Genomic DNA, 16,684 nt, shown 5'->3' on the forward strand with positions numbered 1-16,684 from the left:
TCATGTTCACGGCGTTTCGCCACACTCCCGGCATGAAAAAAGAGCACGGCTTTACGTTTATCGAAACTCTGGTTGCCATTTCGCTGGTTATTATCCTCAGCGCGACAGGGCTCGCCGGCTGGGACAACTGGCAACAGCGGCAGAGGTTGTGGCAGGTCGCCTGTCAGGTCCGCGACTATCTGGTGTTTCTGCGAAACGATGCCAATCGTCACAACCGTGACCACCTGATTACGCTTCAGCAGGACGACAGAGGCGCCTGTTTGATGAGCTCTGCGGTGCAGGGCTGTGAGAACAACAGCCCGTATGTGCTCAGACCGTTGTGGCCTGACGTCGTGCTAAGGGAGGTTACGCCTTCATTAGGATTCTATGGATTAAGGGACACGGCGTGGGCAGGGCGGATACGCGTACAGAGCAGGGCAGGAGAATGGATGATTGTCGTCTCAAACGGAGGGCGTATCAGGATGTGCACTGTTACAGGGGAAAATGCATGCCGATGAACCAGCACGGCTTCTCACTCACAGAGGTGCTGATTGCAATGGCGATCAGCAGCATTCTGTTACTCAGCACGTCGCGTTTTTTACCGGAGCTGCAACGGGCAGTTTTGCTGCAATCCAGGGCGCAAGAGCGTGAAGAAGAGATCTGGCAACGCCTGTTCGCGATTGGCAAGCAGTTACAGCGCGCGGGGTATTGCGCGGGTAATTGTCAGGGGCAGAGCCTGACCATCGGCAGGGAGGGAAGCTGTGTGATTGTCCGGTGGGATGCAAACAGTAACGGCACCTGGGACACCTCAGCATCGGATAACGAAAGTACGGGGTTTCGTCTGGAATCAGGCGCGCTGGAAACCCTGCGTGGCGCGACGGGGTGTGAAGGAAAAGGATGGGAGAAGCTTACCGACCCGGCCCGGCTTATGATCCATACATTTGTGGTACGTAAACATGAGCACCCGGGATTTGCGCCAGCGTTATATCTCGAGTTGACCGCCAGCGGGGTGAATGATAAGCACGCTGCCCCTTACCAGGTTCGCTATGGCGTTACGGGGTTTAACTTGTGAACCGCCAGAATGGGATTGCCTCACTGACGCTGGTTCTGCTGTTACTGGTGTTAGGCACACTGATCCTGACCGGCCTTAACCAGCAACTCATAACATTTACCATGCTGGTTGGCGACGAGAGCCGCGCCATCCAGCAGCAGGCAGCCGCGCAGTCTGCGCTGGAGTGGGGGCGCGTTCAGCACTGGTCGTTGCAGCCTGATGTACAGTGCAAACAGAGACAAACGCAACGTGTTTGTTTGCGTGTACTGAATGAGTCGCAGGTGTTACTCATCGCTGGAGATGGAGAGCTGTTGCTCTGGCGTGGCGGGGAGATTGTCAACGGGCACATACGCTTTTTACCTCATGGCTGGAGTGATTTTTGCCCGCTAAAGGAGCGTGCGTTATGTCGGTTGCCGTAAAGAATGAAAAGGGGTTCAGCATGGTCGACGTGTTGCTGGCGATGATGCTGCTGGTGGCGATCGTAACGGCGCTGTCCGGCTATCACCGGGCGCTGGCTTCCCGCTTTGCCCTGTTTAGCCAGTATCGTCAGCTCTGGCACATCGCCTGGACGCAGTCGCAGATGGATGCTGGTGCGCTGCCAGCAGGCTGGCAGATAAACCGGATGCAGACAACGCAGTCTGGATGTGTCAGCATCACGGTTACACTTATTTCTCCTCTGGGTCGACGCGGTGAGATGACGCGTCTGCATTGCCCGGTTAGCCAGTAGTCGGGAGCGTCTATGTTAAGGGTCTACCACTCAAATCGTCTGGATGTGCTGGAAGCGCTGATGGAATTTATCGTTGAGCGCGAGCGGCTCGACGATCCGTTTGAGCCTGAAATGGTGCTGGTGCAGAGCACCGGTATGGCACAATGGCTGCAGATGTCGCTTTCCCGTAAATTTGGCATCGCGGCGAATATCGATTTTCCGCTTCCCGCGAGCTTTATCTGGGAGATGTTTGTCCGCGTGTTGCCTGACATCCCGGAGCAGAGCGCGTTTAACAAACAGAGCATGAGCTGGAAGCTGATGGCGCTTTTGCCAGATATGCTCACGCATGATGAGTTTGCCATGCTGCGCCACTACCTGCATGACGATACCGACAAACGCAAGCTGTTCCAGCTGGCATCACGTACCGCGGATCTCTATGACCAGTATTTAGTGTATCGTCCGGAATGGCTGACTCGCTGGGAGGCGGGTGAGTTAGTGGAAGGTCTGCCGGAGGCGCAGGTCTGGCAGGCGCCGCTGTGGAAAGCGCTGGTGGAGCATACCGAAAAGCTGGGTCAACCCAAGTGGCACCGTGCGAACCTCTACCAACGGTTCATCTCCATACTGGAAAATAGCACTGACCGACCGGCCCGGCTGCCCTCCCGCGTATTTATCTGCGGTATTTCCGCCTTGCCACCCGTCTATCTGGATGCGCTGAAAGCGCTCGGAAAACACACCGACATCCATATTCTGTTTACTAACCCCTGCCGCCATTACTGGGGCGACATTCAGGATGACCGGTGGCTTTCGCGGCTTGTGACGCGCCAGCGGCGACGTCTCTTTGAAGAACGCACGGTGCCCTTGTTTAAAGACAGTGCCTCTGCCGCGCAGCTTTTTGATGAGCAGGGCATTCAGAACCTGCCTAACCCGCTGCTTGCCTCATGGGGCAAGCTGGGCCGGGACTACATTCATATGCTCTCTGATATCACCTCGTCAGGCGAAGGCGACGTGGATGCGTTTGTTGAAATCACGCCGGACAGCCTGCTGCACAATATCCAGTCCGATATTCTGGATCTGGAAAATCGCGCGGTGATGGGCGTGACGGCCGAAGAATTTGAACGCAGCGACACGAAGCGGAGACTGGATCCCGACGATCGCAGTATCACGGTGCATGTTTGCCACAGTGCGCAGCGTGAAGTCGAAGTCCTGCACGATCAGTTGCTCGCCATGCTACAGGACGATTCTGACCTGACACCGCGTGATATCGTGGTGATGGTGGCGGATATCGACAGCTACAGCCCCTTTATTCAGGCTGTTTTCGGCAGTGCGACGGGAGAGCGCTACCTGCCTTATGCCATCTCTGACCGTCGGGCTCGCCAGTCTCACCCGGCCTTGCAGGCATTCGTTACCCTGCTGTCACTGCCCGACAGCCGCTTCATTTCCGAAGATGTCCTGGCATTGCTCGATGTCCCCGTGCTGGCCGCTCGTTTTAACATTAACGAAGAGGGGTTACGCTACCTTCGTCAGTGGGTAAACGAGTCTGGCGTACGTTGGGGGATCGATGACGACAACGTACAGGAGTTTGAGCTTCCCCCTACCGGGCAGCACACCTGGCAGTTTGGTCTGACGCGTATGCTGCTGGGGTATGCCATGGAAAGCAGCCAGGGCGAGTGGAACGAGGTCCTGCCTTATGATGAATCCAGCGGGCTCATCGCGGAGCTTGTCGGGCATTTAGCCTCGCTGCTGATGCAGCTTAACCGCTGGCGACGTGCGCTAATGCAGCCGCGTCCGCTGGAGGAGTGGCTGCCGGTTTGCCGGGAACTGCTCAATGATTTCTTCCTGCCGGACAGTGACACGGAAGCCGCAATGGCGCTGATTGAAACACAGTGGCAGGCGATAGTCGATGAGGGGGTGAACTCCCACTATAACGAAGCGATCCCGCTTTCGCTTCTGCGGGATGAATTGACCCTGCGCCTCGATCAGGAGCGTATCAGCCAGCGCTTCCTTGCCGGGCCGATCAATATCTGCACGCTGATGCCCATGCGTTCCATTCCCTTCAAAGTGGTGTGTCTGCTTGGTATGAATGACGGTGTTTATCCGCGAGCCCTGCCGCCGCTGGGCTTTGATCTCATGAGCCCGGCACCGAAGCGGGGCGACCGTAGCCGTCGTGATGATGACCGCTACCTCTTCCTTGAGGCGCTTATTTCCGCGCAGAACAAGCTTTACATCAGTTATATCGGTCGGTCGATTCAGGACAACAGCGAGCGTTTTCCCTCTGTTCTGGTGCAGGAACTGGTGGACTATATCGGACAGAGCCACTACCTGCCGGGGGATGAAGAACGTAACTGCGATGAGAGCGACCAGCGGGTGAAAGCGCATATCACCTGTTGTCACAGCCGTATGCCGTTTGACCCGATTAACTACGTCGCCAGCGAATTGCAGAGCTATGCCCAGGAGTGGCTGCCCGCGGCGAAAAAAGAGGGGAAGGCGCACAGTGATTTCATTCAGGAGCTCGACGCGCTGCCCATTGAAACCCTGACCTTCGAACAGCTGCAGCGTTTTTGGGCGCATCCGGTACGCGCCTTCTTCCAGCAGCGGTTGCAGGTAAATTTCCGCTCGGAAGAGAGCGAAATTCCTGACGCAGAACCGTTTACGCTGGAAGGGCTGGAACGTTATCAGTTAAACCTCCAGCTGCTGAATGCGCTGGTAGAGCAGGAAGATGCTGACAAACTGTTCCGCCGCTATCGCGCTGCGGGGCAATTACCGTATGGTGCGTTTGGGGAGATCGTCTGGGAGGCGCAGTGCACAGAGATGAAGGCGCTTGCCGAGCGTGTTATCGAATGCCGACAGCCGGGAACAAGCCTCGAAATCGACCTCAACTGCAACGGTATCCAGCTGACGGGCTGGCTGACGCAGGTTCAACCGGACGGGCTGCTGCGCTGGCGGCCTTCCATGCTGAGCGTTTCGCAGGGTTTGCAACTCTGGCTCGAACATCTTGTCTACAGTGCTGGCGGTAACCAGGGTGAAAGCCGGATGTTTGTACGCAAGGAGGGCGAGTGGCGTTTCCCGCCAATGGAGCCGGAGCAGGCGTTACATTACTTGTCCTTGTACATTGAAGGTTACCGTCAGGGGATGAACAAGCCGCTGCTGCTGCTGCCTGAAAGTGGCGGGGCGTGGATAAAAGCCTGTTATGACGCGCAGAATGATGCGATGTTAACGGATGACGCTTCACTGCAGAAAGCGCGGAGTAAATTTGTTCAGGCCTGGGAAGGTAACATGATGGTCCGTGGTGAAGGCGATGATGTCTGGTATCAACGGTTATGGCGAACGCTTGAGCCAGAATACTTTGAGACCATCACGGAAGAGGCACAACGTTACCTGTTACCGTTGTTCAAATTTAATCAGTCCTGAGCGCTGTATAAAAATTGCGCAGTAAAGGGTGTTCATTTATGATGCACCTGCTATCACGGACTGATGTACAGAAAGAAAGAGATGCTGGCGTGTCCAGCACGAAGTTTGTTAATGATGTAGCCGTGATAAAGAGGTCGTTAATGCCAGGCAGCACCTTGTTCAAAGCGTTTGTTTTGTTTGTCGCCCTTTGGGCTCCCGTCACTCAGGCAGACTCCGGTTGGCAACCCGTCCAGGAAACTATCCGTAAAAGCGAAAAAGATACCCGTCAGTATCAGGCTGTCCGCCTTGATAACGGGATGACCGTGCTGCTGGTTTCCGATCCGCAGGCGGTGAAATCCCTCTCGGCGCTCGTGGTACCGGTTGGGTCGCTGGAAGATCCCGAAGCGCACCCGGGTCTTGCGCACTATCTGGAACATATGACGCTGATGGGGTCCAAAAAATACCCCCAGCCGGATAGCCTCTCCGAATTTCTGAAAATGCATGGCGGCAGCCACAACGCCAGTACGGCACCGTATCGGACGGCGTTTTATCTGGAAGTCGAAAATGATGCGCTGGAAGGGGCGGTGGATCGTCTCGCCGATGCCATTGCCGCACCGCTGCTGGATAAAAAATACGCTGACCGTGAACGTAATGCCGTCAATGCTGAATTGACCCTGGCCCGCACGCGAGACGGTATGCGCATGGCGCAGGTGAGCGCCGAAACCATCAACCCGGCGCACCCTGGAGCCCGTTTTTCCGGGGGGAACCTCGAGACGCTGAGTGACAAACCAAACAGCCCGGTGCTTGATGCGCTGCACGCGTTTCGCGACAAATACTACTCCGCAAACCTGATGAAAGCGGTTATCTACAGCAATAAACCGTTGCCAGAACTGGCTGCCATGGCGGCGCAGACCTTTGGACGGGTACCAAATAAAAACATCGACCTGCCGCAGATAAACGTACCGGTTGTCACCGACGCGCAGAAAGGGATCGTGATCCACTACGTGCCCGCACTGCCGCGCAAGGTGTTACGCGTTGAGTTCCGCATTGATAACAACACCGCACAGTTCCGCAGTAAAACGGATGAACTGGTCACCTATCTTATTGGTAACCGCAGCCCGGGAACGCTTTCTGACTGGCTGCAAAAGCAGGGGCTGGTGGAAGGGATCCGTGCTGACTCCGATCCAGTGGTTAACGGCAACAGCGGTGTGCTGGCGATTTCCGCCACTCTGACCGACAAAGGGCTGGCGCACCGTGATGAGGTGGTCGCGGCTATCTTCAGCTATCTCTCGTTACTGCGCGATAAAGGCGTCGATAAACGCTACTTTGACGAACTGGCACACGTGCTGGATCTCGATTTCCGCTATCCGTCCATTACCCGCGACATGGACTATGTTGAGTGGCTGGCGGATACCATGATCCGCGTGCCGGTTGAACATACCCTGGACGCGGTCAACATTGCCGACCAGTATGACGCTGAGGCGATAAAAGCGCGCCTGGCAATGATGACCCCACAGAATGCCCGTATCTGGTACATCAGCCCGAACGAGCCGCATAACAAAACGGCCTATTTCGTGGATGCCCCTTACCAGGTGGATAAAATCAGTGAGCAAACGTTCGCAAACTGGCAGAAAAAGGCCAGCGAGATCGCGTTGAAGCTGCCGGAACTGAATCCCTACATCCCGGATGATTTCTCCCTGATTAAAACCGCGAAAGCGTACCCACACCCGCAGCTTATTGTTGATGAGCCGACGTTGCGCGTGGTGTACACCCCAAGCCACTACTTCGCCAGCGAGCCAAAAGCCGATGTCAGCGTTGTTCTTCGCAACCCGAAAGCGATGGATAGCGCCAAAAATCAGGTGATGTTTGCGCTCAATGACTATCTGGCCGGTATCGCGCTTGACCAGCTCAGCAACCAGGCCGCGGTGGGTGGGATCAGCTTCTCTACCAATGCCAATAACGGACTGATGGTCAATGCAAACGGCTATACCCAGCGTCTGCCTCAGCTGTTCCAGGCGTTGCTGGAGGGCTATTTCAGCTACACGCCAACGGAAGAGCAGTTTGAGCAGGCGAAGTCCTGGTATGCGCAGATGATGGATTCCGCTGAGAAAGGCAAGGCGTACGATCAGGCGATTATGCCGGCGCAGATGCTGTCGCAAATCCCTTATTTCCAGCGTGAAGATCGCCGGGCGCTGCTGCCATCCATCACATTAAAAGAGGTGCTGGCCTACCGCGACGCGCTGAAAACTAACACGCGTCCGGAGTTTCTTATCGTCGGCAACATGAGCGAGGACCAGGCCAAAACGCTGGCAGAGAACGTACATCAGCAGCTCGGTTCAAAAGGCGACGAGTGGTGCCGTAACCAGGACGTGCTGGTTGAGAAAAAACAGAATGTGATTTTTGAAAAAGCAGGTAACAGCACGGATTCCGCGCTGGCCGCCGTGTTTGTTCCTGCGGGCTATGATGAATTTGCCAGCTCTGCGCAGAGTGCCGTTCTGGGACAAATTATACAGCCGTGGTTCTACAATCAGCTGCGCACTGAAGAGCAGCTTGGCTACGCGGTCTTTGCCTTCTCCATGAACGTTGGCCGCCAGTGGGGGCTGGGTTTCCTGCTGCAGAGCAGCGATAAACAGCCCGCTTATCTCTGGCAGCGTTACCAGGCTTTCTTCCCGCAAGCGGAAGCTAAACTGCGAGCCATGAAGCCGGATGAGTTTGCCCAAATCCAGCAGGCCGTCATTGCGCAGGTGATGCAGCCGCCTCAGACGCTGGGTGAAGAAGCATCCCAGCTGAGCAAAGATTTCGATCGCGGTAATCTGAAATTTGATTCGCGTGATAAAGTAGTGGCCGAGATAAAACAGCTGACGCCTCAGAAGGTTGCCGACTTCTTCCATCAGGCGGTGGTTAAACCGCAGGGAATAGCCATTCTGTCTCAGGTTTCTGGTAGCCAGAACGGGAAAACGGATTACGTTAACCCGAAAGGCTGGAAAATCTGGAAGAGCGTCAGCGCCCTGCAGCAATCTATGCCCTGGAGTAAGAAAGAATGACCGACACCGCTGAGTCCCTTGATCCCTTACGTTTACCTCTGCAGGGTGAACGATTGATTGAAGCCTCAGCGGGAACGGGAAAAACCTTCACCATTGCCGCGCTTTATCTGCGTCTGTTGCTGGGGCTTGGCGGCCAGGCCGCTTTTCCGCGTCCGTTAAGCGTGGAGGAGCTGCTGGTGGTGACCTTCACCGAGGCCGCCACCGCTGAGCTGCGCGGCCGTATCCGTGCCAATATTCATGAACTGCGTATCGCCTGTCTGCGCGAAAGCACGGATAACCCACTCTACGCGAGCCTGCTGGAAGAGATTGCCGATAAACAGCAGGCCGCACAGTGGCTGCTTCTGGCTGAACGGCAAATGGACGAGGCCTCTGTCTTCACCATCCACGGTTTTTGCCAGCGCATGCTGAGCCTGAATGCGTTTGAATCCGGCATGCTGTTTGAACTGCAGCTTATTGAAGATGAGTCTGAGCTTCGCTACCAGGCCTGTGCTGATTTCTGGCGTCGCCACTGCTATCCGTTACAGCGGGACATCGCCGAAGCGGTACATGCGTTGTGGAAAGGCCCTGAGGAGCTTCTGCGCGCCATTGAGCGCTATCTGCAGGGGGAGGCCCCGGTCATTAAATCTCCACCGCCTGCGGATGAAACGCTGGCCTCGCGCCATGAAAAAATCGTCGCAAAGATTGCTGCCGTTAAGCAAAAATGGATTGAGTCTGTCGGCGAGATCGACGCCATTATCGAAAACTCCGGGATCGACAGGCGCAAGTTTAACCGTGGCAATCAGGGGAAATGGATCGACAAGATCACTGCCTGGGCGCAGGAAGAGACGCGCGGTTACCAGCTCCCGGATGCGCTGGAAAAATTTTCCCGGCGTTTTCTGGTTGAGCGAACCAAAGCCGATGGCATTGTCCCGGAGCACCCGCTGTTTGTTGAGATTGAAACCCTGCTGGCAGAGCCATTAACCCTTAACGACCTGATGATCACCCGCGCCATGGCGGAGATCCGTGAAGCGGTGTCGCGTGAGAAACGCCGCCGGGGTGAGCTGGGTTTTGACGATATGCTAAGTCGCCTGGACGCGGCGTTGTGCAGTGAAAATGGCGAGGCGCTTGCCGCCGCCATCCGCACGCGCTTTCCGGTGGCGATGATTGACGAATTTCAGGATACCGATCCCCAGCAGTACCGCATTTTCCGCCGCATCTGGCGACAGCAGCCCAACACGGCACTGTTGCTCATTGGCGATCCAAAACAGGCCATTTATGCCTTCCGTGGCGCGGATATTTTCACTTACATGAAAGCCCGCAGCGAGGTTGAGGCGCACTACACCCTGGACACCAACTGGCGCTCCTCGCCGGGGATGGTGGAGAGCGTCAATGCGCTCTTCAGCCGCATGGATTCGGCGTTTATGTTCAGGGAGATTCCCTTCCAGCCGGTAAAGTTCGCCGCCAGAAATGCTTCGTTGCGCTTTGAATTCAACGGCGTGAACCAGCCCGCCATGAATTTCTGGCTGCTGGACGGCGAGGGGTGCGGCGTTACGGACTATCAACATGCGATGGCTCAGCACTGCGCCGCGCAGATCCGGGACTGGCTCAGCGCAGGTACGCGCGGTGAGGCGTTGCTTTGGAAGGGGGACACATCAGCCCCGGTAAAAGCATCCGATATTACGGTGCTGGTGCGCAGCCGTCAGGAGGCGGCGCTTATCCGTGATGCCCTGACGTCACTGAACATCCCGTCCGTGTATCTCTCTAACCGCGATAGCGTCTTTGAAACGCTGGAAGCGCAGGAGATGCTGTGGGTGCTGCAGGCTGTGCTGGCGCCGGAGCGGGAAAGCACCCTTCGCAGCGCGCTGGCAAGCAGCATGCTGGGACTGAACGCGCGCGATATTGATGCGCTAAATTGCGACGAAGCCGCCTGGGATGCGGTGGTCGAAGAGTTTGTGCAGTACCGCGAGCGCTGGCAAAAACGCGGCGTGATGGCGATGCTGCGTGAACTGATGAGGCAGCGTCACATTGCCGAGAATATGCTCGCCACAGCGGGCGGCGAGCGCCGTCTGACCGATATTTTGCATATCAGCGAACTGTTGCAGGAGGCGGGCACGCAGCTGGAGAGCGAGCATGCCCTGGTGCGCTGGCTGGCGCAGCAAATTGCCGATCCGAACAGTAACTCGTCGAGCCAGCAGATGCGTCTTGAGAGTGATAAACACCTGGTGCAAATCGTCACCATTCACAAGTCTAAAGGCCTGGAGTATCCGCTGGTCTGGCTGCCTTTTATCGCCAATTATCGGGTGCAGGATCAGGCTTTTTATCACGATCGCGAGTCGTTCGACGCGGTGCTCGATCTCAGCAAAGCAGAGTCCAGCGTAGAACTGGCCGAGGCCGAGCGCCTGGCGGAAGATTTACGCTTGCTCTATGTGGCCCTGACCCGCTCGGTCTGGCACTGCAGTCTGGGTATCGCTCCGCTATTTCGCCGCCGTGGCGAAAAGGCAGGCGAGACCGATTTTCATCTGAGCGCGCTGGGCAGACTGATTCAGCTTGGTGAGCCAAAAGATGCTGCCGGGCTGCGTCAGTGTATCGAAACATTGTGCGGGGAACATATTGCCCTGCATATCCCGTCGCAACCCGATAACAGTCGCTGGCAGCTGCCAGAACAGCAGACAACCGACCTGCAGGCCCGGCAGATTACGCGAACCGTTGCAGACGACTGGCGCGTGACCAGCTATTCCGGTTTACAGCAGCACGGGCAGAGCATTGCGCAGGATCTGATGCCTAAGCTTGACGTGGATGCCGCAGGTACCGGCAGTGTGCCGGATGAACCGGTGCTGACCCCTCATCAATTTCCGCGCGGCGCGTCACCGGGCACATTTTTACACAGCCTGTTTGAAGAGCTGGATTTCACGCAACCTGTCTCTGAGGAGTGGGTGCTGAAAATGTTGCAAAGCGGCGGCTACGACGCGCAATGGCAGCCGGTGCTCAGCGAATGGATCACCGCTATCCTTCACGCCCCGCTCACGGCACAGGGTGTTTCGCTCAGCCAGCTGACCGCCAGAGATAAGCAGGTGGAGATGGAGTTTTATCTCCCCATCGCCAGCCCGCTAAGAGCCGAGGCACTGGATGCGCTGATCCGCGAGCACGACCCGCTATCCGCCGGTTGCCCGCCACTTAACTTCCGTCAGGTTCAGGGGATGCTGAAGGGCTTTATCGATCTGGTGTTCCGCCATGAAGGACGTTACTACCTGTTGGATTACAAATCGAACTGGTTGGGTGAAAACAGCGAAGCCTATACCCAACAGGCGATGGCCTCTGCCATGCAGATGCATCGTTACGATCTGCAGTACCAGCTGTATACCCTGGCGCTGCATCGCTATCTGCGTCATCGCATTGCAAATTACCGCTACGAAGACCATTTTGGCGGGGTGATTTATCTCTTCCTGCGCGGGGTGGATGCCGCCGATCCGCAGTCTGGTATTTTTAGTACGCGCCCGGACGCGGCACTGATTGAGAAAATGGACAGTTTATTTGCCGCAGGCACGGAGGAGTTGGCATGACGATGCAGGAATTACTGCTGGAAGCCGTAGAACAGCGTTTACTGCGCCATCTTGATGTGCAGTTCGCCATCATGGTGGCTGGCGAGCAGCCGGCCGTGATGCTGGCTGCCGCTATCCTGAGCAACGACGCGGGGGAAGGGCATGTCTGCCTGCCGCTTTCGCGCCTGACCATTGATGAGAAAATGCCTGCGGCTCTTCAGTCCTGTTTTGCCCTGCTGGGCGAGTCGGTAGACTGGCAGAGCGTTTTGCTAAGCTCTCCTGCTGTCAGCAGAGCTGATACCCAGACGCCCATGATCCTTATTGGCGACCGGTTGTACCTTAACCGGCTGTGGCGTAATGAACTGACGGTAGCGCGCTTTTTCAGCGAGACAAACGCGCCGCTTCCCTGTGAAGAAGCGCGGCTCCGGCAAACGCTGGATGCCCTGTTTACCTCAGATGAGGCGACAGACTGGCAGAAAGTGGCGGCGGCCGTCGCCTTAACGCGGCGGATCTCGGTGATCTCGGGCGGACCGGGCACGGGTAAAACCACCACCGTGGCAAAACTGCTTGCCGCGCTGATTCAGCTGTCGGGTGAGCAAAAATGCCGTATTCGCCTGGCGGCGCCCACCGGCAAAGCGGCGGCCAGGCTGACGGAGTCGTTAGGTGGCGCGCTGCAAAAACTGCCGCTCACGCAGGAACAGCTTGCGCTTTTCCCCAGTGAAGCCAGCACCCTGCACCGGCTACTGGGCGCACAGCCGGGCAGCCAGCGCCTGCGTTACCACGCCGGAAACCCGCTGCATCTTGACGTGCTGGTGGTGGATGAAGCGTCGATGATCGACCTGACGATGATGTCGCGGCTGATTGACGCCTTACCTCCCCACGCGCGCGTAATTTTCCTGGGCGATCGTGACCAGCTTGCCTCGGTGGAAGCCGGGGCCGTGCTGGGCGATATCTGCACGTATGCGAGTCTTGGGTATACCGCGGAACGTGCTGAGGAGTTAGCCCGCCTCACTGGATGTTCGCTCGCAGCCGAAAGTCAGTCTCTCGCGGCGGCGCTGCGAGACAGCCTCTGTCTGCTGCAAAAAAGCTATCGGTTCGGGAGTGATTCCGGCATTGGCCAACTGGCGGCGGCCGTGAACAGAGGGGATCGGCATGCGACCAGTGCCGTTTTTGACGGCAGCTTCAGTGATATTGAGAAGAAATCGCTGCAAACCGGGGAAGAGTATCAGGCGATGCTGGATGATGCCCTGCTGGGCTATCAGCACTTCCTGACGAGCGTGCAGCAGCAACATACGCCTGCGCAGGTCATTGCCGCGTTTGGCGAATATCAGCTGCTGTGTGCGCTGAGAGAGGGGCCTTTTGGCGTCAGCGGCCTCAACGACAGGCTTGAGCAACTGCTTGCGCAAAAGCGCAAAATCACCCGCACGCCGCATTCACGCTGGTACGAAGGTCGGCCAGTGATGATCTCCCGTAACGATAGCGCGCTGGGGTTGTTTAACGGCGATATTGGCATTGCGCTTGACCGTGGACAGGGTCTACGCGTCTGGTTCCTGATGCCGGACGGAAGCGTGAAGTCTGTGCAGCCCAGTCGCTTGCCTGAACATGAAACAGCATGGGCGATGACGGTACACAAGTCCCAGGGCTCGGAGTTCAACCATGCGGCGTTGATCCTGCCCACCCAGCTTTCGCCCGTGATTACCCGCGAGCTCATCTACACAGCCATCACCCGCGCGCGTCAGCGCTTGTCGCTCTATACCGACGAGCGTGTGCTGGTGCAGGCGATTGCCACCCGTACAGAACGGCGAAGCGGCCTGAGCGCGATATTTGAGTCTCTCTGAACGAGGTGAGAAAGAGAGGCCGGGTCGGCGCAACGCCACCCGGCGAAGGATCTGTTATCCCAGGTCGGCCATCAGCACCTTTGAGCGGCGTTGATAGTTGTACATCTCTTTTTTACTTTCAGGCAGCAAATCAATATCCACAGGCGTAAATCCGCGCTCCTGGAACCAGTGAATACTGCGCGTGGTCAAAACGAACAGCTTGCTCAGGCCCATCTGGCGCGCCTGAGCCGCCACGCGCTCAAGCAGCATCTCGCCGCGTGAAGAGCTGCGGTAGTCTGGATGGACGGCAACGCAGGCCATTTCGCCGATCTTCTCCTCCGGGAACGGATAGAGCGCGGCGCAGGCGATGGTCAGATTATCACGCTGGATAATTGTAAATTTATCGATCTCCATTTCCAGCTGTTCGCGGGAACGGCGTACCAGGATCCCTTGCTGCTCCAGCGGGCGAATTAACTCCAGAATACCGCCGATATCGTTAATGGTGGCGCGGCGGATCTGCTCCGCACTCTCCATTACAATCTGGGTGCCGATACCGTCGCGGGAGAACAGCTCCTGCAGAAGGGCACCGTCTTCCTGATAGCTGATCAGGTGGCTGCGACGCACGCCGCTGCGGCAGGCTTTCACAGCACCGCGCAGGAACCGGACGGTACCAGAGTAGTAATCTCCCTCGGCTTCCAGCGCTTCCACGCGGGCCTGGGCCTCATTCGGGAAGAGCTCTGGCACGATCACCCCTTCTTCGTTCACGACGCCCTGAGAGGAGCAAAACCCAATCATTTTCTCCGCCTTCAGTTTGATCGCCAGCTGGGTGGCAATCTCTTCTGAAGTGAGGTTAAAGCTCTCGCCGGTTACGGAAACGGCCACCGGCCCCATCAATACAATGGCACCGCTGTCCAGCTGACGATGAATGGCTTCCTCATCAATACGACGAATGCGTCCGCTGTGGCAATAGTCCACCCCGTCGTCCACGCCAAGAGGCTGAGCGATGATGAAGTTACCGCTGACGACGTTGATATGCGCCCCCTGAAGCGGCGTGTTGTTCAGGCTCATGGACAGACGCGCGGTGATATCAAGCTGCAGCAGACCCGCTGCCTGTTTCACCAGCTCAAGGGTTTTGGCATCTGTAACGCGGGTATGCTTGTGATAAATCGGCTCGTGATGGTGTGCGGCCAGGTTCGCATCGATCTGCGGACGCGCACCATACACCACCACCAGGCGGATGCCGAGGCTGTGCAGCAGGCCAATGTCATTGACGATGCTGGAAAAGTTTTCATGCTCAATGGCTTCGCCGCCGAGCATGATGACAAACGTTTTTCCCCGATGGGCGTTGATATAGGGAACAGAATGGCGGAATCCCTGGACCAGTTCGGTTCTACGTTCCTTCACCATGGCACAACCCTTAATGAATGTTTATTCGTAATTTCTGTATTTTTATTCGATTGTGACCGCATGTGCAAGCCTAAATTTTCTGCGACCCACAGAAATTAATAAGTAATCCGTGCGTTAACGTATGATTGTTTACCCTTTTATAGATGACAGTTTATGCGTCATTCGTTAAAGTTTTCGGTCAATTTTGATGTTTTGTCTGTCAATCAGATTTCTTGCTCGGGAGAAGCATGTCGGGATCCAATTCAGCAATAAGCCGCCGCCGTTTGTTAAAAGGGGCAGGGGCGATGTGGCTGCTCAGCGTCAGCCAGGTGGGTCTTGCCGCCACAAGTCAGGTGGTGGCGGTGCGCGTCTGGCCGTCGTCAACCTATACGCGCGTGACGGTGGAATCCAATCGGGTGCTGAAATATAAGCAATTTGCCCTGAGCAACCCTGAGCGTGTGGTGGTGGATCTCGAAGGCGTTAACCTGAACTCCGTTCTGAAGGGGATGGCGGCGCAGATCCGCGGTGACGATCCGTTTATCAAATCGGCGCGCGTTGGGCAGTTTGATCCGCAAACCGTGCGCATGGTGTTTGAACTCAAGCAGAACGTGAAACCACAGCTGTTCGCCCTTGCGCCTGTGGCATCGTTCAAAGAGCGTCTGGTGATGGATCTCTATCCGGCGAATGCAACGGACATTCAGGATCCGCTCCTGGCGTTACTGGAAGACTACAACCAGGGCAATCTGGAGAAACAGGTTCCGCCTGCGCAAAGTGGTCCGCAGCCCGGAAAAGCAGGGCGCGATCGCCCGATTGTGATCATGCTCGATCCTGGCCACGGCGGAGAAGACTCGGGTGCGGTAGGCAAATACCGGACGCGGGAAAAAGATGTGGTGTTGCAGATTGCCCGCCGTCTGAAGGCGTTAATCGATAGAGAGGGCAACATGCGCGCCTACATGACGCGTAATGAAGACGTCTTTATTCCGTTGAAAGTCCGCGTGGCAAAAGCCCAGAAGCAGCGGGCGGATCTCTTCGTCTCTATCCATGCTGATGCTTTTACCAGCCGTCAGCCGAGTGGATCGTCAGTATTTGCGCTCTCAACCAAAGGGGCAACCAGTACCGCGGCGCGTTACCTCGCGGACACGCAGAACGCCTCGGATCTCATCGGTGGTGTGAGCAAAAGCGGCGACCGCTACGTCGATCATACCATGTTCGACATGGTGCAATCGCTGACCATTACCGACAGCCTGAAGTTTGGTAAAGCGGTACTGGGCAAGCTGGGGCGGGTCAATAAGCTGCACAAAAACAGCGTCGAGCAGGCCGGGTTTGCGGTGCTGAAGGCACCGGATATTCCGTCTATCCTGGTTGAAACGGCGTTTATCAGTAACGTGGAAGAGGAGCGTAAGCTCAAGACGGCCAAATTCCAGCAGGAAGTGGCTGAGTCGATTCTGGCAGGGATCCGGGCGTATTTCTCTGACGGGGCGACGCTGGCACGACGTGGATAATGCTGAACGCCGGGTTAACCCCCGGCAAATTCACAAACGACAGATACAAAAAAACACCCTTAAGGGTGTTTATTGTTTTTAGAAGTATTGGTTGCGGGGGCCGGATTTGAACCGACGACCTTCGGGTTATGAGCCCGACGAGCTACCAGGCTGCTCCACCCCGCGGCACCGTACTGCTTTTACTTCATCAAATTTGATTGGTTGCGGGGGCCGGATTTGAACCGACGACCTTCGGGTTATGAGCCCGACGAGCTACCAGGCTGCTCCACCCCGCGTCACCGTACTGCTTATACT

At 56.6% G+C, this 16,684-nt stretch carries 10 protein-coding genes and 2 tRNA genes; 9 read left to right on the forward strand and 3 right to left on the reverse strand.

The features are described 5' to 3' along the window. Window positions 1–32: 32 nt before the first annotated feature. The 8 genes from APU11_RS23110 (at window position 33) to recD (ending at window position 13,523) form a co-directional block, all read left to right on the forward strand. The gene (locus tag APU11_RS23110) at window positions 33–497 is read left to right on the forward strand and encodes a prepilin peptidase-dependent protein (RefSeq protein ID WP_058650474.1); all 465 of its coding nucleotides are present in this window, start codon (window positions 33–35) and stop codon (window positions 495–497) included. Beyond that, on the forward strand, window positions 488–1,051 hold the full coding sequence (locus tag APU11_RS23115) for a prepilin peptidase-dependent protein (protein WP_058650442.1): 564 nt from the start codon (window positions 488–490) through the stop codon (window positions 1,049–1,051). The genes APU11_RS23110 and APU11_RS23115 overlap by 10 nt, the downstream gene beginning before the upstream one ends. Beyond that, complete coding sequence (locus APU11_RS23120; RefSeq protein ID WP_013098548.1) at window positions 1,048–1,449, forward strand: DUF2509 family protein; 402 nt, start codon at window positions 1,048–1,050, stop codon at window positions 1,447–1,449. The genes APU11_RS23115 and APU11_RS23120 overlap by 4 nt, the downstream gene beginning before the upstream one ends. After that, window positions 1,434–1,757 carry a prepilin-type N-terminal cleavage/methylation domain-containing protein gene (locus APU11_RS23125; protein ID WP_013098547.1) on the forward strand — a complete coding sequence of 108 codons (324 nt, stop codon included), beginning with the start codon at window positions 1,434–1,436 and terminating at the stop codon, window positions 1,755–1,757. Before APU11_RS23120 ends, APU11_RS23125 begins: the two co-directional genes overlap by 16 nt. 12 nt (window positions 1,758–1,769) lie before the next feature. After that, window positions 1,770–5,144, forward strand: a complete 3,375-nt coding sequence (recC, locus tag APU11_RS23130; protein WP_058650443.1) for an exodeoxyribonuclease V subunit gamma — start codon at window positions 1,770–1,772, stop codon at window positions 5,142–5,144. 140 nt (window positions 5,145–5,284) lie between these two features. Further along, window positions 5,285–8,167: a pitrilysin gene (ptrA, locus tag APU11_RS23135; protein ID WP_058650444.1), complete on the forward strand. Its 2,883-nt coding sequence runs from the start codon at window positions 5,285–5,287 to the stop codon at window positions 8,165–8,167. After that, complete coding sequence (gene recB, locus APU11_RS23140; protein WP_058650445.1) at window positions 8,164–11,706, forward strand: exodeoxyribonuclease V subunit beta; 3,543 nt, start codon at window positions 8,164–8,166, stop codon at window positions 11,704–11,706. The genes ptrA and recB overlap by 4 nt, the downstream gene beginning before the upstream one ends. Continuing rightward, window positions 11,703–13,523, forward strand: coding sequence for an exodeoxyribonuclease V subunit alpha (recD, locus tag APU11_RS23145; protein WP_058650446.1), 1,821 nt, complete (start codon window positions 11,703–11,705; stop codon window positions 13,521–13,523). Before recB ends, recD begins: the two co-directional genes overlap by 4 nt. Window positions 13,524–13,577: 54 nt before the next feature. On the opposite strand, the gene argA is transcribed toward recD, so the two are convergent. Next, window positions 13,578–14,909 carry an amino-acid N-acetyltransferase gene (gene argA, locus APU11_RS23150; RefSeq protein WP_013098542.1) on the reverse strand — a complete coding sequence of 444 codons (1,332 nt, stop codon included), beginning with the start codon at window positions 14,907–14,909 and terminating at the stop codon, window positions 13,578–13,580. Between the two features lie 227 nt (window positions 14,910–15,136). On the opposite strand from argA, the gene amiC reads away from it, so the two are divergent. Beyond that, the gene (amiC, locus tag APU11_RS23155; RefSeq protein ID WP_013098541.1) at window positions 15,137–16,390 is read left to right on the forward strand and encodes an N-acetylmuramoyl-L-alanine amidase AmiC; all 1,254 of its coding nucleotides are present in this window, start codon (window positions 15,137–15,139) and stop codon (window positions 16,388–16,390) included. 88 nt (window positions 16,391–16,478) lie between these two features. Here the strand turns inward: amiC and APU11_RS23160 are convergent. Both APU11_RS23160 and APU11_RS23165 read right to left on the reverse strand, forming a co-directional pair. Beyond that, window positions 16,479–16,555: transfer RNA gene (locus APU11_RS23160), tRNA-Met, on the reverse strand. A 33-nt stretch (window positions 16,556–16,588) separates the two neighbouring features. Next, window positions 16,589–16,665: transfer RNA gene (locus APU11_RS23165), tRNA-Met, on the reverse strand. Window positions 16,666–16,684 lie beyond the last annotated feature (19 nt).

This window comes from Enterobacter sp. 50793107 (assembly GCF_001463365.1).
Taxonomy (GTDB): Bacteria; Pseudomonadota; Gammaproteobacteria; order Enterobacterales; family Enterobacteriaceae; genus Enterobacter; species Enterobacter cloacae.